General features: G+C 46.9%; 27 protein-coding genes. 6 read left to right on the top strand and 21 right to left on the bottom strand.

The features are described 5' to 3' along the window. Window positions 1-15 precede the first annotated feature (15 nt). From MOB98_RS11450 to MOB98_RS11430, 5 genes are all read right to left on the bottom strand, one after another. Entirely contained in the window at window positions 16-1,635 is a 1,620-nt protein-coding gene (locus tag MOB98_RS11450; RefSeq protein ID WP_268358017.1) for a (2,3-dihydroxybenzoyl)adenylate synthase, read from the bottom strand. Between the two features lie 28 nt (window positions 1,636-1,663). After that, entirely contained in the window at window positions 1,664-2,860 is a 1,197-nt protein-coding gene (gene dhbC, locus MOB98_RS11445) for an isochorismate synthase DhbC (protein WP_268358019.1), read from the bottom strand. 25 nt (window positions 2,861-2,885) lie between these two features. Beyond that, complete coding sequence (locus tag MOB98_RS11440; RefSeq protein WP_268358065.1) at window positions 2,886-3,671, bottom strand: 2,3-dihydro-2,3-dihydroxybenzoate dehydrogenase; 786 nt, start codon at window positions 3,669-3,671, stop codon at window positions 2,886-2,888. A 213-nt stretch (window positions 3,672-3,884) separates the two neighbouring features. Then, complete coding sequence (gene besA, locus MOB98_RS11435) at window positions 3,885-4,754, bottom strand: ferri-bacillibactin esterase BesA (protein ID WP_268358021.1); 870 nt, start codon at window positions 4,752-4,754, stop codon at window positions 3,885-3,887. Between the two features lie 213 nt (window positions 4,755-4,967). Next, window positions 4,968-5,564 carry a sulfite oxidase-like oxidoreductase gene (locus MOB98_RS11430; RefSeq protein ID WP_268358022.1) on the bottom strand — a complete coding sequence of 199 codons (597 nt, stop codon included), beginning with the start codon at window positions 5,562-5,564 and terminating at the stop codon, window positions 4,968-4,970. A 102-nt stretch (window positions 5,565-5,666) separates the two neighbouring features. Between MOB98_RS11430 and MOB98_RS11425 the strand changes: the two genes are divergently transcribed. Then, window positions 5,667-6,269 carry a biotin transporter BioY gene (locus MOB98_RS11425; RefSeq protein ID WP_268358023.1) on the top strand — a complete coding sequence of 201 codons (603 nt, stop codon included), beginning with the start codon at window positions 5,667-5,669 and terminating at the stop codon, window positions 6,267-6,269. 69 nt (window positions 6,270-6,338) lie between these two features. Here the strand turns inward: MOB98_RS11425 and MOB98_RS11420 are convergent, their stop codons facing one another. Together MOB98_RS11420 and MOB98_RS11415 are read right to left on the bottom strand one after the other, a co-directional pair. Further along, on the bottom strand, window positions 6,339-7,667 hold the full coding sequence (locus MOB98_RS11420; RefSeq protein ID WP_268358025.1) for a Na+/H+ antiporter family protein: 1,329 nt from the start codon (window positions 7,665-7,667) through the stop codon (window positions 6,339-6,341). A 143-nt stretch (window positions 7,668-7,810) separates the two neighbouring features. Further along, entirely contained in the window at window positions 7,811-9,304 is a 1,494-nt protein-coding gene (locus MOB98_RS11415) for a leucyl aminopeptidase (protein WP_268358026.1), read from the bottom strand. Between the two features lie 157 nt (window positions 9,305-9,461). On the opposite strand from MOB98_RS11415, the gene MOB98_RS11410 reads away from it, so the two are divergent. Further along, a complete protein-coding gene (locus MOB98_RS11410; protein ID WP_268358027.1) occupies window positions 9,462-9,938 on the top strand; it encodes a divergent PAP2 family protein in 477 nt (158 codons plus the stop codon). 221 nt (window positions 9,939-10,159) lie between these two features. Here MOB98_RS11410 and spsC read toward each other — a convergent pair whose 3' ends face one another. The 4 genes from spsC to MOB98_RS11390 all read right to left on the bottom strand — a co-directional run bounded on the left by spsC (window position 10,160) and on the right by MOB98_RS11390 (window position 12,829). Further along, entirely contained in the window at window positions 10,160-10,816 is a 657-nt protein-coding gene (gene spsC, locus MOB98_RS11405) for a stationary phase survival protein SpsC (protein WP_268358028.1), read from the bottom strand. Between the two features lie 103 nt (window positions 10,817-10,919). Then, window positions 10,920-11,240, bottom strand: a complete 321-nt coding sequence (locus MOB98_RS11400) for a YuiB family protein (RefSeq protein ID WP_268358029.1) — start codon at window positions 11,238-11,240, stop codon at window positions 10,920-10,922. A gap of 53 nt (window positions 11,241-11,293) precedes the next feature. Next, window positions 11,294-11,437 carry a YuiA family protein gene (locus MOB98_RS11395; RefSeq protein ID WP_003243733.1) on the bottom strand — a complete coding sequence of 48 codons (144 nt, stop codon included), beginning with the start codon at window positions 11,435-11,437 and terminating at the stop codon, window positions 11,294-11,296. A 171-nt stretch (window positions 11,438-11,608) separates the two neighbouring features. After that, window positions 11,609-12,829, bottom strand: coding sequence for an NAD(P)/FAD-dependent oxidoreductase (locus tag MOB98_RS11390; RefSeq protein WP_268358030.1), 1,221 nt, complete (start codon window positions 12,827-12,829; stop codon window positions 11,609-11,611). Between the two features lie 331 nt (window positions 12,830-13,160). Here MOB98_RS11390 and yumC point away from each other — a divergent pair, with 331 nt between their 5' ends. Next, a complete protein-coding gene (gene yumC, locus MOB98_RS11385; protein WP_003220618.1) occupies window positions 13,161-14,159 on the top strand; it encodes a ferredoxin--NADP reductase 2 in 999 nt (332 codons plus the stop codon). Window positions 14,160-14,195: 36 nt separating this feature from the next. Here the strand turns inward: yumC and MOB98_RS11380 are convergent, their stop codons facing one another. After that, window positions 14,196-14,336 carry a hypothetical protein gene (locus tag MOB98_RS11380; RefSeq protein WP_268358032.1) on the bottom strand — a complete coding sequence of 47 codons (141 nt, stop codon included), beginning with the start codon at window positions 14,334-14,336 and terminating at the stop codon, window positions 14,196-14,198. 273 nt (window positions 14,337-14,609) lie between these two features. Here MOB98_RS11380 and guaC point away from each other — a divergent pair, with 273 nt between their 5' ends. After that, a complete protein-coding gene (gene guaC / locus MOB98_RS11375; protein WP_268358033.1) occupies window positions 14,610-15,590 on the top strand; it encodes a GMP reductase in 981 nt (326 codons plus the stop codon). Window positions 15,591-15,642: 52 nt separating this feature from the next. On the opposite strand, the gene MOB98_RS11370 is transcribed toward guaC, so the two are convergent. The 4 genes from MOB98_RS11370 to MOB98_RS11355 all read right to left on the bottom strand — a co-directional run bounded on the left by MOB98_RS11370 (window position 15,643) and on the right by MOB98_RS11355 (window position 18,647). After that, window positions 15,643-16,005 carry a HesB/IscA family protein gene (locus MOB98_RS11370; protein ID WP_268358034.1) on the bottom strand — a complete coding sequence of 121 codons (363 nt, stop codon included), beginning with the start codon at window positions 16,003-16,005 and terminating at the stop codon, window positions 15,643-15,645. A gap of 78 nt (window positions 16,006-16,083) precedes the next feature. Next, window positions 16,084-16,938, bottom strand: coding sequence for a diaminopimelate epimerase (gene dapF, locus MOB98_RS11365; RefSeq protein WP_268358035.1), 855 nt, complete (start codon window positions 16,936-16,938; stop codon window positions 16,084-16,086). Window positions 16,939-17,060: 122 nt separating this feature from the next. Further along, window positions 17,061-18,275, bottom strand: coding sequence for a NupC/NupG family nucleoside CNT transporter (locus MOB98_RS11360; protein ID WP_268358037.1), 1,215 nt, complete (start codon window positions 18,273-18,275; stop codon window positions 17,061-17,063). A 135-nt stretch (window positions 18,276-18,410) separates the two neighbouring features. Next, window positions 18,411-18,647 carry a YuzB family protein gene (locus MOB98_RS11355; RefSeq protein ID WP_003222913.1) on the bottom strand — a complete coding sequence of 79 codons (237 nt, stop codon included), beginning with the start codon at window positions 18,645-18,647 and terminating at the stop codon, window positions 18,411-18,413. Between the two features lie 261 nt (window positions 18,648-18,908). On the opposite strand from MOB98_RS11355, the gene MOB98_RS11350 reads away from it, so the two are divergent. Continuing rightward, entirely contained in the window at window positions 18,909-19,976 is a 1,068-nt protein-coding gene (locus MOB98_RS11350; protein WP_268358038.1) for an NAD(P)/FAD-dependent oxidoreductase, read from the top strand. 25 nt (window positions 19,977-20,001) lie between these two features. On the opposite strand, the gene MOB98_RS11345 is transcribed toward MOB98_RS11350, so the two are convergent. Further along, the gene (locus MOB98_RS11345; RefSeq protein ID WP_268358039.1) at window positions 20,002-20,328 is read right to left on the bottom strand and encodes a YuzD family protein; all 327 of its coding nucleotides are present in this window, start codon (window positions 20,326-20,328) and stop codon (window positions 20,002-20,004) included. A gap of 100 nt (window positions 20,329-20,428) precedes the next feature. On the opposite strand from MOB98_RS11345, the gene MOB98_RS11340 reads away from it, so the two are divergent. After that, complete coding sequence (locus MOB98_RS11340) at window positions 20,429-20,764, top strand: NifU family protein (RefSeq protein WP_171017000.1); 336 nt, start codon at window positions 20,429-20,431, stop codon at window positions 20,762-20,764. Window positions 20,765-20,805: 41 nt separating this feature from the next. Here MOB98_RS11340 and MOB98_RS11335 read toward each other — a convergent pair whose 3' ends face one another. From MOB98_RS11335 to MOB98_RS11320, 4 genes are all read right to left on the bottom strand, one after another. After that, the gene (locus MOB98_RS11335; RefSeq protein ID WP_268358040.1) at window positions 20,806-22,779 is read right to left on the bottom strand and encodes an alpha/beta hydrolase family protein; all 1,974 of its coding nucleotides are present in this window, start codon (window positions 22,777-22,779) and stop codon (window positions 20,806-20,808) included. A 106-nt stretch (window positions 22,780-22,885) separates the two neighbouring features. Continuing rightward, window positions 22,886-23,815 (bottom strand): homoserine kinase, encoded by a 930-nt coding sequence (gene thrB, locus MOB98_RS11330; RefSeq protein ID WP_268358041.1) that lies wholly within the window; start codon window positions 23,813-23,815, stop codon window positions 22,886-22,888. Next, window positions 23,812-24,870, bottom strand: coding sequence for a threonine synthase (thrC, locus tag MOB98_RS11325; protein ID WP_268358067.1), 1,059 nt, complete (start codon window positions 24,868-24,870; stop codon window positions 23,812-23,814). Before thrC ends, thrB begins: the two co-directional genes overlap by 4 nt. Then, a complete protein-coding gene (locus MOB98_RS11320) occupies window positions 24,870-26,171 on the bottom strand; it encodes a homoserine dehydrogenase (RefSeq protein ID WP_268358042.1) in 1,302 nt (433 codons plus the stop codon). Before MOB98_RS11320 ends, thrC begins: the two co-directional genes overlap by 1 nt. Window positions 26,172-26,305: the final 134 nt, after the last annotated feature.

Below are 26,305 nucleotides of genomic sequence, written 5' to 3'. Positions count from 1 at the left end.
TCTCGAATTGTTGTTTTATTTTTTTGATCCTGCAAGAAGCTTCTCGGAAATGGCTTCACGAAGCGCTTTTTTGCTGACTTTTCCTACCCCTGTTTGCGGGAAGGAATCGACAAATTCTATACGGTCAGGGATTTTATATGCCGCCAGTCCGCGCTCTCTCAAAAACGCTTTGAGTTCTGCGGCTTTCGGGGCTTCATCCCGGGGGATAATGAACACACAAGATCTTTCGCCAAGAAACTGGTCAGGCATAGAGACCATCGCGGCATCATGGACAGCCGGATGCGCCAGCAAATGATTTTCCACCTCTTCAGCCGCAACTTTTTCTCCTCCGCGGTTAATTTGATCCTTCGCCCGGCCTTCAACGACGATATAGCCGTCTGATGTCAGCCTCACGATATCACCCGTGCGGTAAAAACCGTCCTCAGTAAATGAAGCAGCATTATGCTCTTCTGCCTTATAGTAACCTCGAATTGTATACGGTCCCCGCGTGAGCAGATGCCCTGTTTCACCGGGTTTTACGTCGCGCTCCTGATCATCCCAAACACGGACTTCATCGTATGGAGACATCGGTTTTCCTTGGGTGTTGACAATGACTTCCTCAGGGTCATCCAGTCTCGTATAATTGACGAGCCCCTCTGCCATTCCGAACACCTGCTGCAGCGTGCAGCCGAAAACAGCTTTTACCCTGCGCGCGGCTTCAGCACTGAACTTGGCGCCGCCGACCTGCAGCACTTGAAGGCTGGATAGATCGTCTTGACGTGAGGATGCCGCATCCATCCATACCATCGCAAGAGGCGGAACAAGAGCGGTTATCGTGACCTTTTCCCGATCAATTAAAGGAAATGCGTCATCAGGACTTGGAGAAGGAGATAATACCACTCTTCCTCCAGCGTATAATACGCCGAGAACCCCAGGCGAGCTCAGCGGATAATTGTGCGCCATCGGCAATGCAGCCAGGTACACTGTGCTGTGGTCGAGCCAGCAGACCTCCACACTCCTCTTCAGGCTGTAAATGTAGTCATCGTGGGTTCTCGGAATCAGTTTCGATAGGCCGGTGCTTCCGCCAGACAGCTGAAGGAACGCTACATCCGAAGACTTGACGTCAGGCAGTTGTACAGGTTCTGTATGCAAATCCGCTAGCGGCAAAAATTCTTCTGCCTCACCTGCCACAATGATGTGTTTCAAAGACGGCAGCTTGCTTTGAACCTGTCTGGCAAGTGAACGGTAGTCAAAACCGGAATAAGAGTCGGGAATGATATAAGCAGTTGCTTCTGCAAACTCGCAAAAATATGTAATTTCACTGCTTCGATGTGAAGGCAGTGCAAAGACCGGGAGCGCACCTAAGCGGAAGAGCGCAAAAATGACTTCAAAAAACTCTGCGATATTCGGCAGCTGCACTACGACACGATCCATCTGTTTAATGCCGAGCTTCTGAAATCCAGCAGCCAGACGATCAGCCCTCGTATCAAGCTCATGATAGCTCCAATGGGTGTTTCCGCAAGTAATGGCGATGCGGTCACCATGTTTGGCTGCCCGGTCCCTTAACAAATCTCCAAACGTCTGGCCGGCCCAGCAGCCGTTCTTCCGATATGTCTCAGCTAACTCTTCAGGCCAAGGAGTAAATCCATTCAGCATGTTGCATCCCTCCACCAATTCATTCTGATCATATGTGATTCACGCCCATTGCCCGCAGCATTGTCCGAAACTTCGCGGATGTCTCCTGAAGCTCGTCCTCAGGTTTTGATCCAGCAACCACACCTGCTCCTGCATACAGGCGGAGTGAGCGTTCTTCTGCCTCTGCGCAACGGATCGTTACGACCCATTCTCCGTCACCCGCATCGTCACACCAGCCAACCATGCCAGTAAAGAAACCGCGGTCAAACGGTTCAATGCTGAGAATTGCTTCTCTTGCAAGGTCAGTCGGTGTTCCGCAGACGGCCGGTGTCGGGTGGAGCGCCGCTGCTAACTCCAGTGAGGTTACAGACGGATCGGAAAGCTCTCCCTTAATTACGCTGGACAGATGCCACATCGTCTCCGTTTTGATCAGCGAGGGCTTTTCCGGAACCTCCAGCGTCCGGCAGAAAGGCCGCAGCGCTGCTGCAACCGCGTCAGCCACAACCGCGTGCTCATGGAGATCCTTTGCGGAAGAAAGCAATTCGTTAGCCCGGCGCTGGTCTTCAGCAGGATTGTCACTGCGAGGCCTTGATCCGGCTAATGGATTGGAAACGACCTGCGTGCCCATTCTTGAAACGAGAAGCTCCGGACTTGCACCGAGCAATGTTCGGCGGGAGGACGTTTCCGCTTCGCCGGACACGTCCGCGGCAAACGTGTAGCCATGCGTGTTGTGCTGCGCCAGATGCCGAAGCAGCTCATCCGTGTGAATCGGTTCAGATGATGTCAAATGCAGCGATCTGGATAGGACAATCTTACTGAGAGTCCCATCGGCAATGCGTGCCAGTCCTTGCGCCACACCATCTATATAATCCTCTGGTGCAGGAACAGGCTCTATCTGGTATGTATGCTCAGCCTGCTGTTCCTTCTCCGCATGGTCAAATTGAAGCGGTCCTGACCAGCGCACTTCTACAGGAACAACGAGCCGAGCTGCTTGTACATGATCAAAAGGAACAGCGCCGACAACAAGCGGACGGCTGTGCCCCGATTGCTTTGCTTGATTCAGCGTCTCTGCAATACGGCCGGATAGGGTTTCTATTTGGTTTTGCCCGTCTGCTTCCGGTACGATTTGACTTACGCCTTTCGCTAACAGAACGCGCTGAGGAGATGCTAGGAAAAAAGCCCCCGGCTGATACTCATGAAGCAAATGCTCCGCTTTTGTTTGTGATATAACGTTTTGTTCCAACATTCTTATGAACCTCCTTTAAATTGAGTTACACGCCTAAGGTCGCGCCGCCATCAACACATAAATTATGCATCGTAATATGCCCTGCCTGGCCTGAAACCAAAAAGAGCACGGCATTCGCAATATCTGAAGACTGAGCCAGTTTTTTGAGAGGGATCCCGGTTTTAAAGGTCTCAAGTGATCCTTTTATGACTTGCTCTGCTCCAGTTTCATCAGCCCATAATGACCACTGCATGTCTGTTTCCGTTGATCCGGGAGACACAATATTGCAGCGAATATTGTATTCTGCAAGCTCAAGGCCAAGGCATTTCGTAAACATCACAGCCGCAGCCTTTGAAGAGGCATACGCCGCCATAGATGTCCTCGGCACACCCGCAGCATTTGATCCGACCGTTACAATCGAACCTGATCTCCGCTCCATCATATATTTGCTGACTGAGCGAGAGGTGTTAAATACACCTGTCGCATTCACTGAGAACGTGGCTTCCCATTCCTCATCACTGAGTGAATGGATCAGTCCCGGGCGGAGGACACCCGCTACATTCACCAGAATATCGATCGGCCCCATTTCACGTTCGATGCGCGCCGTCATGTCGTCAATCGCCGCGCTGTCTCTTACATCCGCAGGAAAGGCTTCCGCATGGCAGCCTTCCGCTTTAAGGCTGCTCACAACCTTTTCCAGCTTTTCAGGATTATAATCTACTGCCGCAATGTGTGCGCCTTGATCGGCAAGCGTCCGCGCAACAGCTTCACCTATCCCTTGGGCAGCTCCTGTTATCAAAGCAATTTTTCCCTTTATACCCATAGCATTCATGTCATCAATTCCTTTCTTCGCCTCAGATGCCGAACGGGCATCCAGCGAAAAAGACTGCTGCGCCCCGAAAAGAAAGAGCGCTTTTTTATTGATAATGATTATCATTATCAATTATAAAAATAATCATATCCAAATGTCATGTGACAGTCAAATATAATTTCAGTGACGAAGACGAATATTTTATTTTTAGAAGCAATGCTGAGAATGAATGTCTCAGCCCATTGACCTATGCGGTCCGTCAGGGTGAAGCGCAAAACGCAGCGCCCGGCTGACCAAAACAGGAAGAACCGAAATATGCCCTTCTCCTGAAAACTCGCAAAATTCTGCCCGTATGCCTTGTTCAGATAAAACGGCCATCCGCTCGTAAAGCTCTCTCGCGTTAGCATTCATTCGGCTCTTGTGATGCTGCTCCAATTCTCCTGCGGCAAGGAGGATATTGATAGGCTGATTGTTTTTCTTGAAGCGGGCAGCGAAATGGTCCGCTTTCTCGAGAATAAATGGTTTATTCCAATGAATGGACGGGCTTCCCGCGACATACGTTTGAAACGCATCCGGCTTCGTTAACAGCACCTGCAGCACGAACAGTCCGCCAAGCGAGTGGCCAAAGATTGTTTGTCTATTTTTATCAATCTGGTAATCTCGTTCTATTTCCGGTTTCAGATCCTCTTCAATAAATCTGAAAAAGCCCTCTGCTCCGCCATGCTCCGGCCATTCTTTGCCGTCGGGCCTTTCCGGCAGCTTTGACTGAGCTGTCGGCATGGTAAAATCCCGGTGGCGCGCTGAGGAGAATGGCTCTGCTGTCTCATAGCCGATGCCGACGATCACTGCAGGAATCACCCCGGTTTTTTCAGGACGGCGCCCCTGTATTCGAACGGCCTCCGCCATTGTTCCAAAGACCGAATTGGCATCCAGCAGATAAATAACCGGATAACCTGCGGACGGCGGCGGCGTACTCGGTTTTGAGATGAAAATTTGATAGGCACGGTTTTCAGTGCGTGAAGACATCAGGCGCACTTCTGTACCAGGAATGGTAAATGCGTTTTGTATCCCGCCTTTCGCCCGGTCTGTTGTTTTCTCATTCATGCAGTACGACATTCCTCTCCTTAAACTAAACCGCAATTTATGATAATGATTTTCACTATCAACTAGACAACTCAAATAATAGGTTTTCTTCCAGAGAAAGTCAACTTTTTCCCAAATAAAAAAGGCACCTTCATCAAATAAGGTACCTGAAGACTATCCATATGGAAATAAAAACCTGATAAAGATGCGGATTGTCCCGCTTAAAATAGAACCTTAATCCCATGTAAATCTTTGATTTTGCCAAGGATCGCCTCTCATGTGATAGCCGTTCTGCTCCCAAAAGCCGGGGTGATTCTCTTTCGTAAATTGGATGCCTCGCAGCCACTTGGCGCTTTTCCAAAAATACAGATGCGGAAACACGCCTCGCAGCGGGAAGCCGTGTTCGGGCGTTAAAGGCTCGCCATTATGTGCATAAGCAAGAAGTGAGGTTTCAGCCAAAAAATCATCAAGCGGCAGATTGGTCGTCCAGCCTTCCTCTGCATGTAAAATGACGTAGCCAGCCTCTTTTTTCACACCCGCTTTTTCCGCTATATCACGAGCCCGCACGCCTTGCCACACATTATCAAGCCTTGACCAGCCAGTGACGCAATGAATGTCATTTTTCGATTCATACTGAGGAAAGGCTTTGACATCTTCAAAGTTTAGCAGCATCGGATGGTCAACCAATCCGTATACTTGAAGATTCCATTTCGCCATATCTTCGTAATATGGGACATTTCCGGTATGAAGCACAGGAAATGAAGTGGTGACGTTTTGATTCGGCGGCACTCTACCAGATTGATCGGACTGTTTTGTTTTTCCGAAATACATACAGAACCCTCCCTTTTGTTAACCTTATTTTAATTTATGTTGACAATCCATTTGTTCTTTATTACGCTATGATTGTGTATGTCAACCTAAGGGGGAACAACGATGAAACAACGTAAACTTCGTGCGGGAGATATGGCGCTGATTGGCATGTTCGCCGCACTTATGGCTGTCGGCGCCAACATTACATCAGTCGCACCCTTTTTACAAGTAGCCGGCATTCCGCTGTCGATGCAGCCGTTTTTCTGTCTCTTGGCAGCCTTGCTTCTCGGCAGCAAACGAGCAGCGATTGCCATGATGGTCTATGCCCTAGTCGGATTGGCCGGGGCGCCTGTGTTTGCTCAATTTTCAGCAGGCTTCGCACCGTTTGCAGGAAAAAGCGGCGGGTTTATTATCTCATACATCCCAGCAGCATTTGCAGCTGGATGGTTTTTAGAACGCAAAATGCAGCCAAGCAAAATCCGGTTTCTGATTGCTTCTCTTATCGGAACGGCCATCATGTATATTATTGGAACTACTTATATGTATCTTGCACTGAAGCTGTGGATTCATACGCCAGTGAGCTACGGTACGGCTTGGGGCTTTATGGCTTGGTTTATGGTAAAAGATACAGCGCTGGCCGTGATATTGGCGTTTATCGCACCTGCGATCTACCGCTCTATTCATAAAGCAACCGGCTTTAACCGACATCACATATCGTCCACGTAAAAACCGTTCTTTGGACGATTTTTTTATCATAACGGAGAAAAGGCTCCCCAGTAAAGGGGAGCCTTTTTCCTATAAAACAAGCGCTGCAATCCAGCCAAAGATGACAAGCGGGATATTATAAAATATAAATGTCGGCACACAAGTGTCCCAAATGTGGTGATGCTGGCCGTCCGCACTCAAACCTGAAGTCGGCCCAAGTGTACTATCACTTGCAGGTGAGCCGGCATCGCCTAGCGCAGCGGCTGCGCCTATAATCGCAATTGTCGCCATCGGGCTGAATCCGAGCTGCATGCAAAGTGGCACAAAGATCGTTGTAATAACTGGAATTGTCGCAAAAGATGAACCGATCCCCATTGTAATTAACAAGCCGACAATGAGCATCAGCAATGCGCCTAAGGACTGACTGTGTCCGATAAAACCAGCTGACGTTTTGACCAGCGACTCGACATCTCCGGTTTTCGTCAACACATTTGAAAATCCGGCAGCAACGAGCATAACAAAACCGATAAAGGCCATTAGGACCATTCCGTCAGTAATCAGTGAGTCCGCTTCATCACGCTTCATCACACCGCTGACAAACAGGATAATTAGGCCTGCCAGCGCCCCCATAATCATCCCTTCTACTCCCAAGGTCTGGGATAAGTAGAGCTGGACGCCGAGTGACACAATAATGGCGAGAACAGCGATAGCCAGGCTTCTTTTCGTATATGGAGAAGCTTTCGTACCAGATATTTCTTTTGTTTCGTATGTTTTCGGTTTACGGAATACAATCACTGATAAAATAAGACCGACAACCATACCTGCAACAGGAATAATCATTGCATAAGGTATGTCACCGAGCGGAACGTTTAATCCTGCATCTGCCATATTATCCTTGAGCATTCCCTGGAAGATTTGGCCGAAACCGACCGGCAGCAATATATAAGGCGCCGTTAAACCGAATGTAATCACACACGCAATCAGACGGCGGTCCATTTCAAGTTCATTAAAGATTTTCAAAAGCGGTGGAATCAGCACCGGGATAAATGCAATGTGAACCGGAACCACGTTTTGCGAAAAACAGGATACAATTAAAATAATCAGCACAATCAGCACTTTAGACAGTGCTTTTTTGCGAGAATCTTCTTTATTTCCTATTAATTTAACAGAGGCCTCCACCATTGCGTCCGGAAGACCCGTTTTCGTTAAAGCCGCAGCAAACGCGCCTAGCATGGCATAGCTGACTGCAACGGTGGCATTACCGCCGAGTCCGTCCGTAAAAGCTTTAACCGTTTCGCCAAGACCGAGTCCGCCTGTTAACCCGCCGGCCAGGGCGCCTATAATTAATGCGATAACAATATTGACACGCAGCAGGCTTAAGACAAGCATAAGCAGCACCGCGATGACGACTGCATTCATGATACCCCTCCAAAAATCCTTTAGTTTGCTAATGTAGTAGATAAATAAAGTATGAACGTATCGTATCATAATCGATACGCTTTAGTCAACTAAAGATTTTGGAAGGGAAAATCCCTGCCGCATGATGCAGCAGGGCTATCTCCTTATTCTTTTTCCAATGTAAATCGTTCCGCCAGTGTGGCCAATGTTCTTGCCATAACACCGGTGGCCCCGGACGGCCCGAAGCAGGTTGCTTTATTGGAAGTCGCAGTGCCCGCAATATCAAGATGCACCCAAGGTGTGGTTTCAGCAAATTCACCAAGAAACGTTCCAGCCATAATCGCATGCCCTTCGCGTCCCGGCGAATTGCTGAGATCCGCCATTTGGCTGCTTTTCACACGCTTTTTATCCTTCTCCGTGATCGGCAGCTGCCAGATCGCCTCACCGCACTCTTGTGCAGCTTCAGCTACCTGCTGGTAAAAGCTTTGGTTATTGGTCATAGCGCCAGTCGTTTCTGTGCCTAATGCCACAACGACGCCGCCGGTCAGCGTAGCCACATCAACAAGAACTGACGCACCATGCTGTTTCGCGTATGTAATGCCATCCGCAAGCACAAGCCTTCCTTCAGCATCCGTGTTGAGAATTTCAATTGTTTTTCCGCTTAATGATACAATCACATCATCAGGCTTCATTGCCCCGCCGGAGATCATGTTATCAGTGGACGGAATGACCGCCAGAACGTTTTGCTCGGGACGAAGCTCCCCGATTGTTTCCATAGCGCCGAGTACCGCAGCTGCTCCTCCCATATCTGATTTCATGCCGACAATTCCAGATTTCGTTTTAATGGAGTAGCCGCCTGTGTCAAAGGTAATGCCTTTCCCGACAAGTCCGACGACGTCTTCCCATTCCTTTTTGCCCTGGTATTTCAACACAATCATCTTTGGCGGTTCTGCGGAGCCTTGGTTTACCGCAAGTATTCCGCCCATGCCGAGCTCTTCCATCTCTGATTTCTCCAATATCTCACACTCAAAATCATATTTCGCCGCAAGCTCTTCCGCATAAGAAGCGAGGTCAGTCGCTGTCAGCATGTTCCCAGGCATATTCGCAAGCGTTCTTGCCGAATTTGTCCCTTGCCCGTATGCCTGGCCGACGCGAAGCCCCGCCTGCACTTCCTGTGTATCTTCATCTGTGACGGCGTACACGGTTTCAATTTGTTTGTCAGGTTCATTTGATTTGTGCTTATAATCCTGCACCTCATAGGAAGCAAGCAGGCAGCTCTCAGCTAAAGCATGAGCGGCGTCGGCTGCTGGCACGTCTTCCGAAATAAACGTGTCAAGCAGGACAGCTGCTTCTTGTTTCCGGTCTTTATGAAGGGCTTGAAAAACATGGGCAAAACATTCCTTCGCCTGTTCAAACGAATAATTCGCTTCTCTCCCCAGACCAACGAAATAAATCCGTTTCATACCCGCAGAAGATGGAGGGAATACTTTTGATACTTGATTTGGTTTCGAAGAGACATCGCCATCTTTTAAAAGCTGTGTCAGATGGCCTTCCAGCATCTCATCAATTTCCAATGCTTTGCCTGTCAGCTGGCTTTTTTGAAAAAGCCCGATCACAAGGGTTTCCGTATGCTCTAATTGCTGAACCGCATAAAACATGAGGCTTACACTCCTAACGTAATGGGTATTTGTAACGAACAATGGTATAATAGGAAAAACATTCTTTCCATTACACTTATTTTATCAAACAACAGTCTAAGACTTGCTTTTTTCTTTTGAAACACGAAGGATTTTTCAAATAGAAAGGATGTCGCCTATGGAACTTTTAACGAATTTCCCTTTATTATCAAGCTTGGCTGCGATTATTTTTGCTCAGGTCATCAAAGTGCCCATACAGTTTATCGTGTCCAGAAAACTGGACTGGTCACTGGTGACAAGCACAGGCGGCATGCCGAGCTCGCACTCCGCGGCGGTCACCGCACTTTCAACTGGCGTAGCCCTAGATCATGGATTAGGCTCCTCTCTCTTTGCGGTTTCCGCGATTTTCGCCGTCATAACCATGTTTGACGCAACCGGCGTCAGACGTCATGCCGGCGAGCAGGCAACAGTCATCAATAAGCTCGTCATTGATTTTAACCGCTTTGTAAATGAAGCAAAGGACTTCCCAAAAGCCAAAGATAAAGAAAAGCAAAAAAAGCTGAAGGAGCTTCTCGGACATCAGCCGATCGAGGTCTTTTTCGGAGGCTTAACCGGTATTTTTCTGACATTGATACTCGCTTACTTTTTCATGTAAAAAACGCCCCAGCCGCGGCTGGAGCGCTCAGATTGCTGACAAAAACCTAAAACGATTTAAGTTTTAGGTTTTTGTTATCTTTTCACGTGATTGAAAACCCTTGAAGTCTAGGAAGGGCGAGCATCGGAGCACAGCGAATGTTCTAATTCGTGAGCACAGACGTGACAATGAATGCGAGGGTTTGTCAACATGCTGAACGCCTCTGCTTCCGCTGGAGCGTTTTATTCTTTCACAGTTTTATATTGATTTCTGAACACTTGCAAAGATTTTGTCTCATTGAGCTTCTCAAGCTCATCCTCGGTAACCTTTCCCGTTCCCTTTTTAATTACATATACATTAAGGGTTTTTTTGCCCCATTCATTGTACACATCTTTGACGGTTTCGAAGTACAGATCAAGGCGGTTTCCCTTAATCGCGGATCCTGTGTCGGCCACCACTCCGAGACCGTAGTTCGGGATAAATAAAATCGTGCCGATCGGGAAAACGGACGGATCAGCGGCAACCGTGGAGTATAAATCCCGTTTCACTTTCACACCTGAATATGTAAGCCCGTATAATGGATCACCGGGCTCCTTACCCGTCGACTCAGCTCCTGCTGTGTAGCCTGTTGCGGTTACTCTTTGGACCGGATACTCGTCCCAATCAAATGCTTCTTCTAACGGTTTTGTTTTATCCTTGGCCGCTGACATGGTTTGTGTTTTTTTCTGCTGCAATGCTTTTAATGTCAGTCCTGCATGCTTTAAGTGCTTTTCTTGATGGTCCCGCACCCATTTTGACAAGTCCTTCGCTTCGATTCCTGACACTGATAAAAATGTCGTGCCAAATGCAAGCAGAAATAAACAGGTCATCAGCAAACGTCTGATCATATTCAACATCATTCACCTCTCCTCCGAATCATTGTTCCCAATTGGAGAGAGCAATATTCAAAATGGTGAATGAGCGGAAAGCATAAAAAAAGCTTTCTTTAGAAGAAAGCGGCATTTAAAACATTTGATATCCTCTTTTTCTGAGCATGTTGATCGCTATACCGGACACGATGGCACCAGCCAAACCGCTGGCCAAAATCAGCACATCGGCAGCCGCTAATGATACGACACGATGAAACAGGCTGGCAAAGGATTCTCCAGGTGACTGGACATAGCTGATCAGCTTTTCCTTGCTGATAATGAAAAGGCATACAATCGGATAAATCACAGCCATAATCCAGGACATTCTCAGCAGCATGTTTAATAAGAAACCGATTCCAAAAAACAAGACAAAAAACAAAACTATTGAGATGATTACGACTGGCAGACTAATCAACCTATCCCACCCCCCTGCGTTGTTTTTAGTGTAACGCGGAGGCTGAATTAAAGTCAACGGCTGGAAAAAGAATGACTGTCTTTTCCTGTCCCCTGGCAAGACGGACAAGTCTCTGAACCGCCGAGGATCAATTGAAAATACCCTTTTCCTGAGCAAAATGGGCATGCATGCGAAGCGGTTGTCGTTGCAGTTTTCATCTGATCATCACCCTTTTTCTTAATTTTCTGATAATATAACATATCGAGCTGTCAACAATAAAGTCAGATCATGTGACAAATCGTTTGATGTAAGCGGAAACATGCCTGTTTTCCTCTCGTTCTCTTTATATTTTGGCGTTTTTTAATAAAAAAACCCGCAAATGCGGGTTTTTAGAAAAACTTAAACTTTCCTTTTTTCAGCGTCAGTCCTAGTCCGCCGATCAAAAACAGCGAGCGGTTGTCGATGACTTTTTTCATAAATGAAGCCGGTGTGCCTTTCAGCTTCCTGCCATAAACGACTCCGACCGCGTTATGCTCGCCTAGTGATGCCACTGTTCCCTTAATGTCCGGCTTGAATTGCTCAAGCTCTCCGCCTTTAATGAGCCTGCCAAGGTTTTTGGCAACCGTTACCCCTTGCTGCATTGCAATTTGGGCAGTCGGCGGATACGGGCGCTCTGTATCTTCATTCATAAACAGTGAGCTGTCGCCAAGAATAAAGACGTTGTCATGTCCGGGTGCGCGCAGATCCGGATTCACTTTGACCCGGCCGCGCATATTTTCAAAGCCGGCTTCCTCCACAATCGGGTGGCCGCGGACACCTGCCGCCCACACAACAGTTTGCGATTTGATTTGCTCCGGCTCTTCATCTTTTTTCCCGACTCTGACTCCCTCCGGTGTACATTCTTGTACAGCCGTGCCGATCTTAAACTCAACTCCATTTTCCTCAAGATAATGAACCGCATAATCGACAAGCTCAGGATCAAAGCCCGGCAAAACGGTCGGCGCCGCTTCCACACAAATGATGCGGACAAGGCTTCTGTCCACGTCATACTCCTTGCAGAGCTCAGGCACGCGGGCTGCCAGCTCGCCAAGAAATTCAATCCCCGTAAATCCGGCTCCGCCTACAACAATCGTTAACCTGTCCGGCCGTTTTTCCGCTTCCGTATTGTAAGTTGCAAACTGCAGCTCGATATGTTCCCGCAGCAGGCGTGACGTGTTGATGTTGGCAATCGGAAACGCATATTCTTTTAACCCTTTAATGCCGAACGTTTCAGGCACTGCGCCTAGTCCGATGACTAAATAATCGTACTGCAGCTCTCCATTTGCAAGCACAACTTTTTTGTCTTCAATTTTGATTGCCTTTACAGTATCCTGTACAAAATTGACCCGCGACTGGTTGATTACGTCTTTTATCTGATAACGGCAGCGGTCATGATGGAGCGTACCCGCGCTCGCCTCATGCATCCATGTCGTTTCATAATGATAATTGTGTTTATTCACAAGCGTAATATCAGCATCATTCGGTCCGACAAACTTTGTCAGCCTAGTTACCGTCATCAATCCGCCATATCCTGCACCTAAAATCACGATTTTGGGCTTATTCAATGCCATCACATCCACCTTCTCTTTTTTTGCTTTTGTTAGACGCATAATAAAATTATCATTTGTGTTAGCTTCAGCTTATTGGCAGGATTTTATGAAATATATTGAAAAGTTTTTTGTGAAGTCCTTACCCAAAGCACTACTATCATATTTATCCGGCTGGCCCGAGAAACATTCAAAAAAAGATCAATTCATTTGGTTATCATCGTAGCGGCCGGCGGAAATATTTTCAAGAACGGATGCGCACGCCAAACACTTACGATTTTTTCTGCTGACTCGTCAATTTGAACGGCAATATGGTATAATTAATAACAATTTTCATTTAGGAGGCAATTTTCGTATGCGAGAGGATACAAAGGTTTATGATATTACAATTATAGGCGGGGGACCGGTCGGCTTATTCACCGCTTTTTACGGAGGCATGAGACAGGCAAGCGTCAAAATTATTGAAAGCCTGCCTCAGCTCGGCGGACAGCTTAGCGCCCTATACCCTGAGAAATATATATACGATGTAGCGGGATTCCCGAAAATCCGCGCACAAGAGCTTATCAACAACCTAAAGGAGCAAATGGCGAAATTCGACCAAACCATTTGTCTGGAGCAAGCGGTTGAATCTGTTGAAAAACAAGCGGACGGTGTGTTTAAGCTTGTGACAAATGAAGAAACCCACTACTCCAAAACAGTTATCATCACTGCAGGAAACGGCGCATTCAAACCAAGAAAGCTGGAGCTTGAAAATGCCGAGCAGTATGAGGGCAAAAACCTTCATTACTTCGTTGACGATTTGCAAAAATTCGCCGGCAGACGCGTTGCCATCCTTGGCGGAGGAGATTCAGCGGTAGACTGGGCTCTTATGCTCGAGCCAATCGCAAAAGAAGTATCCATCATTCACCGCCGCGATAAGTTCCGCGCGCACGAACACAGTGTGGAAAACCTTCATGCATCGAAGGTTAATGTCCTGACACCATTCGTCCCTGCAGAGCTGATCGGCGAAGACAAAATTGAACAGCTTGTGCTTGAAGAAGTGAAAGGCGACCGCAAAGAGATTTTAGAAATTGATGACTTAATCGTCAACTACGGTTTCGTTTCATCTCTTGGCCCGATCAAAAACTGGGGTCTGGACATCGAGAAAAACTCTATTGTCGTAAAATCAACAATGGAAACAAACATCGAAGGCTTCTTTGCAGCAGGTGACATTTGCACATACGAAGGAAAAGTCAACCTGATCGCAAGCGGCTTCGGCGAAGCACCGACAGCAGTAAACAACGCGAAAGCTTACATGGATCCAAAAGCCCGTGTACAGCCTCTTCACTCAACAAGTCTGTTTGAAAATAAATAACAAAAAGGAGCTTGTGTCAGCGACACAGCTCCTTTTTTATTTGAAGATATTTATATAATTCAACACAGTTCCAAGAACAAGCGCAATCACAAGGGCTGCGACAATCCAGATCATTGCCATAATAATGCGGTCTTGGATCTTTTGGGATTTCGGTGTTTTTTCTTCATTTTGTGTCATCTCATTCGCTCCTTCTTTCCAAATCATAAAGAAAGCCTGGTGCTGAACAACCAAGCTTTGCTGAACGTATATCATTCGCGTTTTGATCCGCTCTCTAAGACTTTTCGTTAAGACTATGATACCCAAACTCACTGAGCATGACAAGCTTCGGCACTTGTACATACGTGCAAGCAAATAATAATGTTTGACATCCTAAATAAAACAGAGTACATTATAGAAGGCGAACATTTCATGTAATATAATTTTAAATATTCGTTTTTAGGAGTGAAAACCATGGAAAACGTATTTGATTACGAAGATATTCAGCTAATTCCTGCAAAATGCATTGTAAATAGCCGTACAGAATGTGATACATCCGTACGTTTAGGCGGACGTACCTTTAAATTGCCCGTCGTTCCTGCCAATATGCAGACGATTATAGATGAAAAGCTGGCCATTCAATTAGCCGAAAATGGCTACTTTTATGTGATGCACCGATTTGAGCCTGAAACACGAATTGATTTTATTAAAGATATGAACGCACGCGGGTTATACTCTTCTATCAGCGTAGGAGTGAAAGATGAGGAGTATGAATTTGTCCGCCAGCTGGCAGAAGAAAACCTGGCCCCTGAATACGTGACAATCGACATTGCACACGGTCATTCAAATGCGGTCATTGAAATGATTCAGCACCTCAAAAAGCATTTGCCGGACAGCTTTGTCATTGCTGGCAACGTTGGAACGCCGGAAGCGGTCAGAGAGCTTGAAAATGCGGGAGCGGATGCCACTAAAGTCGGCATCGGACCGGGAAAAGTATGTATTACGAAAATCAAAACCGGCTTCGGCACAGGCGGCTGGCAATTAGCGGCGTTGCGCTGGTGTGCAAAAGCAGCCAGCAAACCGATTATCGCGGATGGCGGCATCCGCACACATGGCGACATCGCAAAATCAATCCGATTTGGCGCAACGATGGTCATGATCGGTTCACTATTTGCCGGACACGAAGAATCACCAGGCCAAACGATCGAAAAAGATGGAAAGCTTTACAAAGAGTACTTCGGCTCAGCCTCTGAATTCCAAAAAGGCGAAAAGAAAAATGTAGAAGGCAAAAAAATGCACGTGCCGCATAAGGGCTCAATCAAGGATACGCTGATTGAAATGGAACAGGATCTTCAATCTTCTATTTCTTATGCTGGCGGAACGAAGCTTGATGCGATCCGTAATGTGGATTATGTGATTGTAAAGAATTCCATTTTTAATGGAGATAAATATTAATAATAAAAAAGCCAAGTCAGCGGTTTGCCGCTTGACTTGGCTTTTTTTCTGTTTAGCACTCTTCTGGTGTACCTGCATTCGTCGCTGTTCTGAACGAAGAACCGCAGCCGCATGAAGCGATGGCGTTTGGATTGTCGATGGTGAAGCCGCCGCCGAGCATGGATTGCTTATAATCAATCACGGTGCCGGTCATGATATCAAGGCTTTCTTTGTCAACAAGAACAGTGATGCCGTGCTGATCAAACACACTGTCTGTTTCACCCTTTTCATGCTCAAAGCCCATGCCGTAAGAAAGGCCGCTGCAGCCGCCGCCTTTGACGCCGACACGCAGAAACGCGTTTTCTTCTTCATGCTCTTTCATCATATCTTTTATATGCAAAGCTGCTGCTTCTGTAATTGTTACCGGGTTGCCCATCATTGTGAACCTCCTTTTAAAAACCGGATGCTTTCTTTTATTATAAACATGATCGGTTCAATTCTCAAACAAGGTGTCTTACAAAAAATAGACACCGTCACAAACGGTTTCAGCCGGTCCTGTCATCATGACATGGCCGTTATCTTTCCAATTAATCACCAAATCTCCGCCTGCTAAATGCACTGTGATGTCTTGATTTCGTTTTGATACGCCGTTTAACACAGAGGCGACGGCCGCCGCACATGCGCCTGTTCCGCATGCCTGGGTAATGCCAGATCCCCGTTCCCAGACGCGGAAATGCAGTTCATGGTCGTTCACGGTTTCAACGAATTCTACATTGACGCCTTCCGGAAATCTCGGATCCTTCTCAATCACTGGTCCCAGTGTCGTCAGTGGTGCCTGTTCAATGTCAGCGATCGGAAAAACGATATGCGGATTCCCCATTGAAACGGCAGTGCCTGTTAGTTCTACTTCACCAAATGCCATCGTTTCATTGATTGTATGCTCTCCCCCGCCGCCAAGCATCGGAAGCTCGGCTTTTGTCAGGCGCGGCTCGCCCATGTCGACAGTGACAACATTCACTTTCCCGTTTTCAACTTGCACCTCTGCTTTCACGAGCCCGGAGAGGGTTTCAATCAGAAAAGATGTTTCCTCAACCAGCTTATGCTCATACGCGTATTTTGCAACGCAGCGCAGGCCATTGCCGCAGTTTTTCCCTTCGGACCCGTCATTATTAAAAATCCGCATTTTGACAGGCGCTTGATCTGAAGGACATATTAAGATCATCCCGTCGGAACCGATCCCTGTATATACAGAAGAAACCTGAACGGCAATCTCAGACAGTTTTTCTTCTGGAAGCTGTTCTTCAAATTGATTCACATAGATATAGCTGTTTCCCAGTCCGTGCATTTTGGTAAATCGAAATGAGTTCATAGGTGCCTCCAACTTTTTTTCTTTTTCTTAGTATAAAAGCTATTATAAGCGGACACAATACAATTATCCCCCGTTTTTCATACATAAAAGCTCCTTGCACTGACGCAAGGAGCTTTTATCGTTTATATAAACATGCCGGCAATGGCTGCGCTGAGCAGATTGGCTAATGTTCCCGCAAGGACAGCCTTCAGGCCGAGGCGCGCGATATCTGAACGGCGGCTCGGCGCTAAACCGCCAAGCGTACCGAGCATAATTGCAATTGATGAAAAATTGGCGAATCCGCATAAAGCAAAACTGATAATGGTAGCGGTTTTTTTAGAAAACTCGCCAATGTGCGGACCGAAGTTAGAATAAGCAACAAACTCATTCAGCACCAATTTCTGGCCGATATAGCTTCCCGCCTGCAACGCTTCATGCCAAGGCACGCCAATCAAAAAGGCGATTGGAGAAAACACATAGCCGAGAATGGATTCTAATGTGACACCTTTTAAGCCGAACAAGCCGAAAAACCCGCCGAGAATACCGTTTACTACCGCGATTAATGCAACGAACGCAAGCAGCATCGCTCCAACGTTTAAGGCAATTTGCAGGCCTGTTGACGCTCCCTTTGCAGCTGCGTCAATGACATTGGCTGCGCCTTCGCCTTCATCCATTTTGAAGTCGCTTTTGACGGTTTGCGGCTTTTCGGTTTCGGGAATAATCAATTTACCAAAGACAAGACCCGCCGGAGCAGCCATAAAGCTTGCCGCAAGCAAGTATTCAATCGGGATGCCAAGAAGCGCGTACCCAAACAAGGTTGAACCCGCTACAGCCGATAGACCGCTCGTCATAATCGTGAACAATTCAGAGCGCGTCAGTCCTGCAATAAGGGGCCTGATCACTAACGGAGATTCAGATTGGCCTACAAAAATATTAGCAGCAGCTGCAAGAGATTCCGTTTTGCTTGTCCCAAGGAGCTTCGACAAGCCGCCGCCAATGACACGGAAAATGAGCTGCATGATTTTCAAATGATATAAAACAGCAATCAGCGCTGAGAAGAAAATGATAACAGGCAGTACACTTAATGCAAATGCCGGACTGTCACCAACTTTTAGAAGCGGTCCAAAAATAAAACTGATGCCCTCATTCGCATAATCAATCAGAAGCTGTACGCGGCTTGAAAACCATAAAAAAACAGCGCGTCCCGCTTCCCATTTCAACACGATGTATCCAAACGCCACCTGTATGCATAAACCAACGATGACGGTTCTTATCTTAATATTGCTTTTCTTTTCTGAAAATAAAAACGCGATAGCAATGACCGCAACTGCGCCCAGCAGTCCCCACAGAACACTCATGAATACACCTACACCTCTTAAAATTTTATTTAAAAAAGATCTTTTATACGATAACAATAATATTTTTTGATGTCTACACATTTTTTAGTTCTTTTGTACGGCAAAATAAAAAAGGGCCTGCACAGGCCCTTTTCATTAAAACATTGGGTTTTCTTCAATAAAGGTATATATATTCTCAACAAGCTCAGCAGGCGTTTCACCCATGACAACTTCTCCGTTTACCAGAGCGAAGAGCGATTCCATGCATGTCCCGCAGTAGCTTAAGCAGCCGTATTCGAGGACATCCAAGTTGGGATCTTTCTCCAAAATCGCCCGGGCTTCCTGAGAGCCGTGAGCCAAATTGCTGACACAAAATTCAATCATTGGATTCATGCGGTTTCACCTCACATATGTCCATTATCGCGAATTTTACATGATTCGTCAAAGACACAGATTTATCGAAATTTATTATCGTAACATATCATTTTCTTAATAACGTTTTACTATTTTGCAATTTGAAGCTAATTTGTAGGTTATTTTGAATCTATTATTGTGATTTTAGATCAAATTCGATATAATTCTAGATGTTATTTTACATAGTTCGTAGTTTCTTCAATGTGTCTATCATACTCTTCGGATTAAAGGGGAATTCAAATGAAAAAATTGGTCTTGATCGGCGGAGGTTACGGGAACATGCGTGTTCTTCATCGCTTATTGCCAAACCAGCTGCCTGAAGATGTTTCAATCACGTTAATTGACAGAAATCCTTATCACTGCCTGAAAACAGAATATTATGCCCTTGCCGCAGGCACAATTTCTGACCATCATATCAGAGTGTCATTTCCAGAGCACCCTCGCCTGGATATCCAGTACGGTGATATCTCCTCAATTGATATTGCACAAAAACAAGTGCTGTTCCATGATCGTGAACCGATTTCTTACGATGACGCCGTGATCGGGCTCGGCTGTGAGGATAAATACCACAATGTGCCGGGAGCGCCTGAATTCACCTATAGCATTCAAACCATCGACCAGTCCCGTGAAACCTACCAAAAGCTGAATAACCTAAGCGCTAATGCTACTGTCGCCATTGTCGGAGCGGGCTTAAGCGGCGTTGAGCTTGCAAGTGAATTGAGAGAAAGCCGTGATGACCTGAACATTATCTTGTTCGACCGCGGCAATCTCATTTTATCAAGCTTTCCCGAACGTTTGAGCAAATATGTGCAAAAATGGTTCGAAGAGCACGGTGTCCGCATTATTAACAGGGCAAATATCACAAAAGTAGAAGAAGGCGTTGTGTATAATCACGATGATCCGATTTCTGCAGACGCCATCGTGTGGACAGCCGGCATCCAGCCAAACAAAGTCGTCAGGGACTTAGATGTGGAGAAGGATGCACAAGGGCGTGTCGTATTAACGCCTCATCACAATCTTCCTGGTGATGAACATCTGTACGTAGTCGGCGACTGCGCGAGCCTTCCTCATGCACCGAGCGCCCAGCTGGCAGAGGCTCAAGCAGAGCAGATTGTCCAAATCTTGCAAAAACGCTGGAATGGAGAAGCCCTTCCGGAATCAATGCCTGAGTTCAAGCTAAAAGGCGTTCTCGGTTCACTCGGAAAAAAAGCCGGCTTTGGTCTTGTTGCTGATCGACCGCTGATCGGCCGTGTTCCGCGTATGCTGAAATCCGGCTTGCTGTGGATGTACAAACACCATAACGGGTAATGATAGAGAAGAACCGCTGATCACATCAGCGGTTTTCTGTATACCCATGCTTCTCCATTGCCTCATAAACATCTTTTAATTTTGGATTGCCTTCACCGACAATTTTGTCTTCTACGAGCACAAGCGGATAAAAATACTCGTCATTTCTGATTTTTTCTGCAAGCTCTTTCGCATGTTCATTGTCAGGCGGCTCATAAATATCGATATATTGCATCAAAAAAGGCTGATTTGGATATTTTCTTTTGAGCGCAGCCTCAAGCCATTCGTATGTATCCTTAGCTGTCGGCATATTGACACAGCTTGCACAAACGGCTTCTGCCCCGTATATGCTAAGCATGACTGGTTTCGTCACTGATAAACGCCCCCTTCTCCCTATGTAAGTCCTTTCTTTTCAGTATACAGAGCGAATACACATTTTTATAGAAAAAAACCGTTTTTGTGTTCAAGTCTGAATGTGCTATAATAGGGAAAGCAACTTTGCAAACCAAACAATAGATTTTTATTGTTACACTGAATATAATGGTTTTATGATGACGAAAGGAGCGAATGTCATGACTGAAGTTGAAATGAAAGAACAGGTGCAGGAAGTACTGGACAAACTTCGTCCGTTTTTACTTCGTGACGGCGGTGACTGTGAACTTGTAGATGTAGATGAAGGTATCGTTAAGCTTCGCCTACTAGGCGCATGCGGCAGCTGCCCAAGTTCAACAATTACGCTGAAAGCCGGAATTGAACGCGCTCTTCTTGAAGAAGTGCCGGGTGTCGTTGAAGTAGAACAAGTCTTTTAATAAAGCAGCCAGGCTGAAATTTGATCAGCCTGGCTTTTTTATTAGAGATAGTTGTCAAACCATGAGCTGATATAATTCAAACGCTTGATCCGCTGTCCCGGGTGGCCGCTGCGTGATAAATTGTGCGACGCTTTCGGAAAACGGACGAACATGGTTTCCTTGCCCATTTTCTTCAAGGCAATAAACAGCTGCTCGGCCTGCTCGATCGGGCACCGGTCATCTCGCTCGCCATGCAGAATTAAAAGCGGTGTCTCAACGTTTGCTGCGTACTTTATAGGGGAGCGGTCCCAGAGCTTTTCTGTGTCTTCAAACACATCATGCTCAAGCTGCCAGTCTGTGAAGAAATAGCCGATATCACTGACGCCGTGAAAGCTGATCCAATTTGATATCGAGCGCTGGGTGACGGCAGCTTTAAAGCGGTTCGTCTGCCCAACGATCCAGTTGGTCATAAAGCCTCCGTAGCTTCCGCCCGTGACACCGAGCCGCTTTGGATCAATCTGCGGATCTCGTTTGATAGCCTCGTCCACAGCCTGCATCACATCATCATAGTCCTTTCCTCCATAATCTCCTCTGACGGCATTCACAAATTCCTGCCCATAGCCGTGGCTTCCTCTCGGGTTGATATAAACGACCGCGTATCCTTTGGCCGCCAGCACTTGAAATTCATGAAAATATGTATGCCCGTACATCATATGCGGACCGCCGTGTATGTTGAGAATAAGAGGATATGATGCCTCACCTTCCGACTGTGCAGGCTTCATCAGCCAGCCGTTCACCGTCACTCCGTCTTCTGTGACAAATTGAATATCTTCAGGTATTGAAATCGTATGCTCATCGACAAACTTGTCATTCGCGCCAGTCAGCCGTTCCTCTTCCTGCCCAAGCGGGATGCTGTATAGCTCACTCGGTCTGTCCGGTTTTGTCACACTGGCAATAAAGTGTTGTTCGTCAGGTGAAATGGAAAAGCTATTGATGTACTCTTTTTCGAGACGAATCGGATACACAAGGCCTTCAATCGAAATATAATAGATTCCCGTGCTTCCTTGATCTGTGCCGATAACATAAAACCCTTGGCAGTCTTTCGTCCAAATCGGGCGCTGTTCGGCACCTCCGATCAAAGAATCTCCAATCAGCGCATCCGCTAAATGAACGTCCAGCATCTCTGTCAGACATGTGAGGCGGTCTTGTTCGATATCATAGAGCCACGCCTTTGCGAGCGTTGCATTCTTATATTCCTTTTCATTCCCAAGCAAAGCAAGATATCTTCCGTCCGGTGAAAATGAGCTTGGTCCGAATGAGCCGCGATGAGGTGTAATCTGCTTAAGATCTCCAGACTCCAGCGACATTATATACACATCATACGGCTTGCTGGCATCATTCGTCTCAGTCAAATTAGCTGAGAAAACAAGCGATTTGCCGTCAGGAGAAAAAGCAGGGTCGCCATGATCGGCTTTGTGATTTGTCAGCTGCTTCACCTTACCAGACTTCACGCTGACAAGCACAAGCTGGGCATACGCACCTCTCGTCAGCCCTTTGCCGTCCCGTTTATAGGAGAGGCCTTGCACTTCAACAGGTTCAAAACTGTCCGGCTCCGTTTTTTCTCGGTCATCAATCCTTTCCCCCTCTCCCAAACTGACAGTGACAAGCACCGACTCACCATCCGGAGACCACAGCGGCTTTGATACGCCATACGGGATTTCAGTCAGTTTTCTCGCTTCTCCGCCTTCAGCGCTCATGATATACAGCTGTGCTGTATCGCCCTCACGATCAGAAATAAAGGCAAGCGTTCGCCCGTCCGGAGACCATCTTGGGTCGGTGCTTCGCTTTTCTCCATGTGTCCATGGAACAGACCCGCCCGTTTTTGTTTCATAGATCCATATATTTGATGTATATGCATCTTTCTCTTGGTTTACTTGTGACTTCACATATGCGGCATAGGTGCCATCAGGGGCGTATTGAGGATCGGTCACAGAGACAATCGCTGTGATGTCTTCTGCGGTTATCAGCTTTTTCATATTCATCTCCTCCTTTTTACATGTATTTCGTTTTCCTAAATAAAAACTCCTTTATCTCCAGCAAAAAAAAGCGCCCTCAGCTACACTGAGAGACGCTTGGCATGATCTAGACACTTTTTACTTGATATAAAGGATTTCGCTCTATGATACTTCCCTCTTTTGGAACGGTCAAAGCGTCTACTTCACAATGAGGGAAATGAAGCGCGAGCTGTTCTTTTAGCTCTTCTCCCTTTCCTTTTTCGGTCATGACGAGAATCGTCGGGCCTGCCCCGCTGAGAGCCGTTCCATATGCGCCCTTCATTTCGGCGACATGTTCTACTTTGGACAGCTCAGGCACAAGCATTGCCCGGTATGGCTGGTGGAACATATCCTTCTTCATGATTTTCCCGACGAGCGGCCAATCCTTAGACATGATCGCAGCAATGAGGATATTGCTGACAGCACTTGCCTTTACGGCATCGGCATATGGAAATTCCTTCGGAAGCACGTCTCTTGCGTCTCTTGTCAGCACTTCGTAAAAAGGAATGACAACGACAACGTCAATGCCGGCATCCGGGACGCGGATCATTTGGGTCTCTTCTTCTTCATGCAGGCCGATCACAAGTCCGCCAACGAGAGAAGCGCCCGCATTGTCCGGATGTCCTTCCTCAAGACTGGCTAAATGCAGCTTGTCCGCTTCAGACAGCTTTAAGCTGCATAATTCATCAGCCAGTTCAATGGCCGCTACAATCGCCGCGGCGCTGCTGCCAAGGCCGCGTGCGAGCGGAATGTCGCTCCACACCTTCACATGGACAGGCGGCATTTCTTTGCCGTACAAATCTGCTGTCCGTTTTGCCACTTGATAGATCATATTATCTGTACCCGCCGGAATTCCGGCGACTGTTTCTGTTTCAGCTTCAAAAGACCATTTGTCGCTTTCAAAGACGGTCAGCTTCAAATATCTGCTGAGCGCCATTCCGACTGAATCAAAGCCGGGGCCTAGGTTAGCTGTGCTTCCGGGAACAGTGACAGTGAACAGCATGTCGGCTTCGTTCATACACGGGCCGCTCCTTTTACATATTCAAGGATGCTGTCTTCATCAGTCGGCAATGTGACTGGCTTGATTTCTGAAATGTCGACCGCTGTGTTCGGATCTTTCAGTCCGTTTCCTGTTAGCACAGCGACGACCTTGCTGCCTTTCGGAATTTCTCCGGATTTCACCTGTTTCAGCACCCCTGCGATAGACGCGCAAGAACCCGGTTCTGCAAACACGCCTTCTTCACGGGCGATCAGCTGATACGCGTGAAGGATTTCATCATCAGTGACTTCGTCAATTTTCCCGTTGGATTCCTCGGCTGCCTTTACAGCTTTGTCCCAGCTTGCCGGGTTTCCGATACGAATGGCTGTCGCTATTGTTTCCGGATTTTCAATCACTTCATTTCGCACGATTGCCGCCGCGCCTTCCGCTTCAAAGCCGCGCATTTTCGGAAGGCCTGTGCCGTTTTTCTCATGATATTCCTTGAAGCCCTTCCAGTACGCAGTGATGTTTCCCGCATTTCCGACCGGGATCGCTAACACATCCGGCGCTTCTCCAAGCTGTTCGCACACTTCGAAGGCAGCAGTTTTTTGGCCTTCAATGCGGTAAGGATTCACTGAATTGACAAGGGCAATCGGTGATTTCTCACAGATGGAACGGACAATTTTAAGTGCATCGTCAAAGTTTCCGTCAATTGCGATAATCTCAGCTCCGTACATGACAGCCTGAGCGAGTTTTCCAAACGCAATTTTTCCGTTCGGGATGATGACGATGCATTTCATGTTAGCGCGGGCAGCATAAGCAGCCGCAGCCGCGGAAGTGTTTCCTGTTGACGCGCACATAATCGTGTCGTTTCCCTCTTCTTTTGCTTTCGCCACAGCCATGACCATTCCGCGGTCTTTAAATGATCCGGTAGGATTGACGCCCTCTGTTTTGACATGAAGCTCAATTCCGAGCTGCTCAGAAAGCTTCGGCAGATAAATAAGGGGTGTGTTTCCTTCATGTAAAGTAAGCGCCGGTGTTTGATCAGTTACAGGTAAAAATTCTTTATATTGATGGATAAGTCCTTTCCACATTAGCTCCAACCGTTCCCTTCTACACGATATGTGCTTTTGACTTCTTGAACGACTTCCAAATCATTTAGGTTTTGCAGGATATCACTGAAATCAGCTTCAGATGTATGGTGTGTGACAATGACGATTTCGGCTAACTCATCATGGCCTTTAATCGGCAGCTGCAGGATCTTTTCAAAGCTCACGCCCCGTTCAGAGAACACAGACGTAATTTTCGAGAATGAACCGACCTCATCTTTTACATGAATTCTCAAAAACTGCTGGGCGTAAATGTCAGACGGCGATTTCATGTTTTTCTCATATTGCGGCCCAACAAAGCTGTTGCCGGTTACGCCGAGTCGCATATTTTTCATGACAGCGACAAGGTCAGAAACAACGGATGTCGCAGTCGGCATGCTTCCGGCTCCCGGCCCGTAGAACATCGTCTCACCGACAGCCTCACCGTACACATAAACGGCGTTAAACTCATTATGCACAGCAGACAGCGGATGATGGTCAGGAAGCAGTGTCGGCTGAACGCTGACCTCGATTTTGCTTCCGTCACGCTGTGCAATCCCGATCAGCTTCATCGTATAGCCAAGGCGTTTGCTGAAGCTGATGTCCTCGTCTGTAATTTGGGAGATTCCCTTTACTTTGACGTCTTCCAGATCCACGTTCATCGAGAAACCGAGACGCGCCAATATCGCCATTTTCCGTGCGGCGTCAAGCCCTTCCACGTCTGAAGTCGGATCAGCTTCGGCAAAGCCGAGATCCTGCGCTTCCTTGAGCACTTCCTCGTAAGGGCTTTTTTCTTTAATCATTTTAGTTAAGATAAAGTTCGTTGTTCCGTTCACGATCCCCATCATCTTTGTAATCCGGTCTGATGAGAGGCCTTCCTCTAACGTGCGCAAAATCGGAATGCCACCGGCAACACTGGCTTCAAAGTAGATGTCGCAGCCATTTTCCTTCGCTTCCGCAAGCAGCTCGGAGCCGTACACAGCTATTAAATCCTTGTTTGCTGTGACCACATGCTTTTTCGATCTCAGCGCGTCGAGCAAATATTGTTTTGTCTGTTCAACTCCGCCGATCACCTCAATGACGACATCAACATCTGGATCATCGATGACATCATACACTTCTGTTGTGAGCACTTCCTTCGGCAAATCTACTTCTCTCTTTTTCTCTAGATCTTTGACAAGCACTTTTTTTATCGTAACCGGACAGCCGACCTGATGCATCAGCTTATCCTGATGGTCTTGAATAATTTTAACGACACCGCTTCCGACGGTACCTAAACCTAAAAGCCCTACACGAATCGCTTTCAAAAAAACTCCACCTTTCATTTGATTGTCTTCTCTAAAAAGACAATTGTTAACTCAACACAGACATATAAGTTACAAACATTATATAAGCCCATCCCCCTTTTGACAAGATAGCAAATGGCTGAATTTTGGGAATG

Origin of the sequence: Bacillus sp. N13C7 (genome assembly GCF_026790065.1) — a bacterium.
In the GTDB taxonomy this organism is placed as follows: Bacteria; Bacillota; Bacilli; order Bacillales; family Bacillaceae; genus Bacillus.
This window is presented reverse-complemented; position numbering and strand designations above follow the sequence as displayed.

What these genes read in the sequence shown, in the direction of transcription:
- MOB98_RS11450 (WP_268358017.1), bottom strand. Translation starts at nt 1,635, where the DNA reads ATGCTGAATGGATTTACTCCTTGGCCTGAAGAGTTAGCTGAGACATAT.
- dhbC (WP_268358019.1), bottom strand. Translation starts at nt 2,860, where the DNA reads ATGTTGGAACAAAACGTTATATCACAAACAAAAGCGGAGCATTTGCTT.
- MOB98_RS11440 (WP_268358065.1), bottom strand. Translation starts at nt 3,671, where the DNA reads ATGAATGCTATGGGTATAAAGGGAAAAATTGCTTTGATAACAGGAGCT.
- besA (WP_268358021.1), bottom strand. Translation starts at nt 4,754, where the DNA reads ATGAATGAGAAAACAACAGACCGGGCGAAAGGCGGGATACAAAACGCA.
- MOB98_RS11430 (WP_268358022.1), bottom strand. Translation starts at nt 5,564, where the DNA reads ATGTATTTCGGAAAAACAAAACAGTCCGATCAATCTGGTAGAGTGCCG.
- MOB98_RS11425 (WP_268358023.1), top strand. Translation starts at nt 5,667, where the DNA reads ATGAAACAACGTAAACTTCGTGCGGGAGATATGGCGCTGATTGGCATG.
- MOB98_RS11420 (WP_268358025.1), bottom strand. Translation starts at nt 7,667, where the DNA reads ATGAATGCAGTCGTCATCGCGGTGCTGCTTATGCTTGTCTTAAGCCTG.
- MOB98_RS11415 (WP_268358026.1), bottom strand. Translation starts at nt 9,304, where the DNA reads ATGTTTTATGCGGTTCAGCAATTAGAGCATACGGAAACCCTTGTGATC.
- MOB98_RS11410 (WP_268358027.1), top strand. Translation starts at nt 9,462, where the DNA reads ATGGAACTTTTAACGAATTTCCCTTTATTATCAAGCTTGGCTGCGATT.
- spsC (WP_268358028.1), bottom strand. Translation starts at nt 10,816, where the DNA reads ATGATGTTGAATATGATCAGACGTTTGCTGATGACCTGTTTATTTCTG.
- MOB98_RS11395 (WP_003243733.1), bottom strand. Translation starts at nt 11,437, where the DNA reads ATGAAAACTGCAACGACAACCGCTTCGCATGCATGCCCATTTTGCTCA.
- MOB98_RS11390 (WP_268358030.1), bottom strand. Translation starts at nt 12,829, where the DNA reads ATGGCATTGAATAAGCCCAAAATCGTGATTTTAGGTGCAGGATATGGC.
- yumC (WP_003220618.1), top strand. Translation starts at nt 13,161, where the DNA reads ATGCGAGAGGATACAAAGGTTTATGATATTACAATTATAGGCGGGGGA.
- MOB98_RS11380 (WP_268358032.1), bottom strand. Translation starts at nt 14,336, where the DNA reads ATGACACAAAATGAAGAAAAAACACCGAAATCCCAAAAGATCCAAGAC.
- guaC (WP_268358033.1), top strand. Translation starts at nt 14,610, where the DNA reads ATGGAAAACGTATTTGATTACGAAGATATTCAGCTAATTCCTGCAAAA.
- MOB98_RS11370 (WP_268358034.1), bottom strand. Translation starts at nt 16,005, where the DNA reads ATGGGCAACCCGGTAACAATTACAGAAGCAGCAGCTTTGCATATAAAA.
- dapF (WP_268358035.1), bottom strand. Translation starts at nt 16,938, where the DNA reads ATGAACTCATTTCGATTTACCAAAATGCACGGACTGGGAAACAGCTAT.
- MOB98_RS11360 (WP_268358037.1), bottom strand. Translation starts at nt 18,275, where the DNA reads ATGAGTGTTCTGTGGGGACTGCTGGGCGCAGTTGCGGTCATTGCTATC.
- MOB98_RS11355 (WP_003222913.1), bottom strand. Translation starts at nt 18,647, where the DNA reads ATGAATCCAATGATTGAATTTTGTGTCAGCAATTTGGCTCACGGCTCT.
- MOB98_RS11350 (WP_268358038.1), top strand. Translation starts at nt 18,909, where the DNA reads ATGAAAAAATTGGTCTTGATCGGCGGAGGTTACGGGAACATGCGTGTT.
- MOB98_RS11340 (WP_171017000.1), top strand. Translation starts at nt 20,429, where the DNA reads ATGTGCTATAATAGGGAAAGCAACTTTGCAAACCAAACAATAGATTTT.
- MOB98_RS11335 (WP_268358040.1), bottom strand. Translation starts at nt 22,779, where the DNA reads ATGAAAAAGCTGATAACCGCAGAAGACATCACAGCGATTGTCTCTGTG.
- thrB (WP_268358041.1), bottom strand. Translation starts at nt 23,815, where the DNA reads ATGAACGAAGCCGACATGCTGTTCACTGTCACTGTTCCCGGAAGCACA.
- thrC (WP_268358067.1), bottom strand. Translation starts at nt 24,870, where the DNA reads ATGTGGAAAGGACTTATCCATCAATATAAAGAATTTTTACCTGTAACT.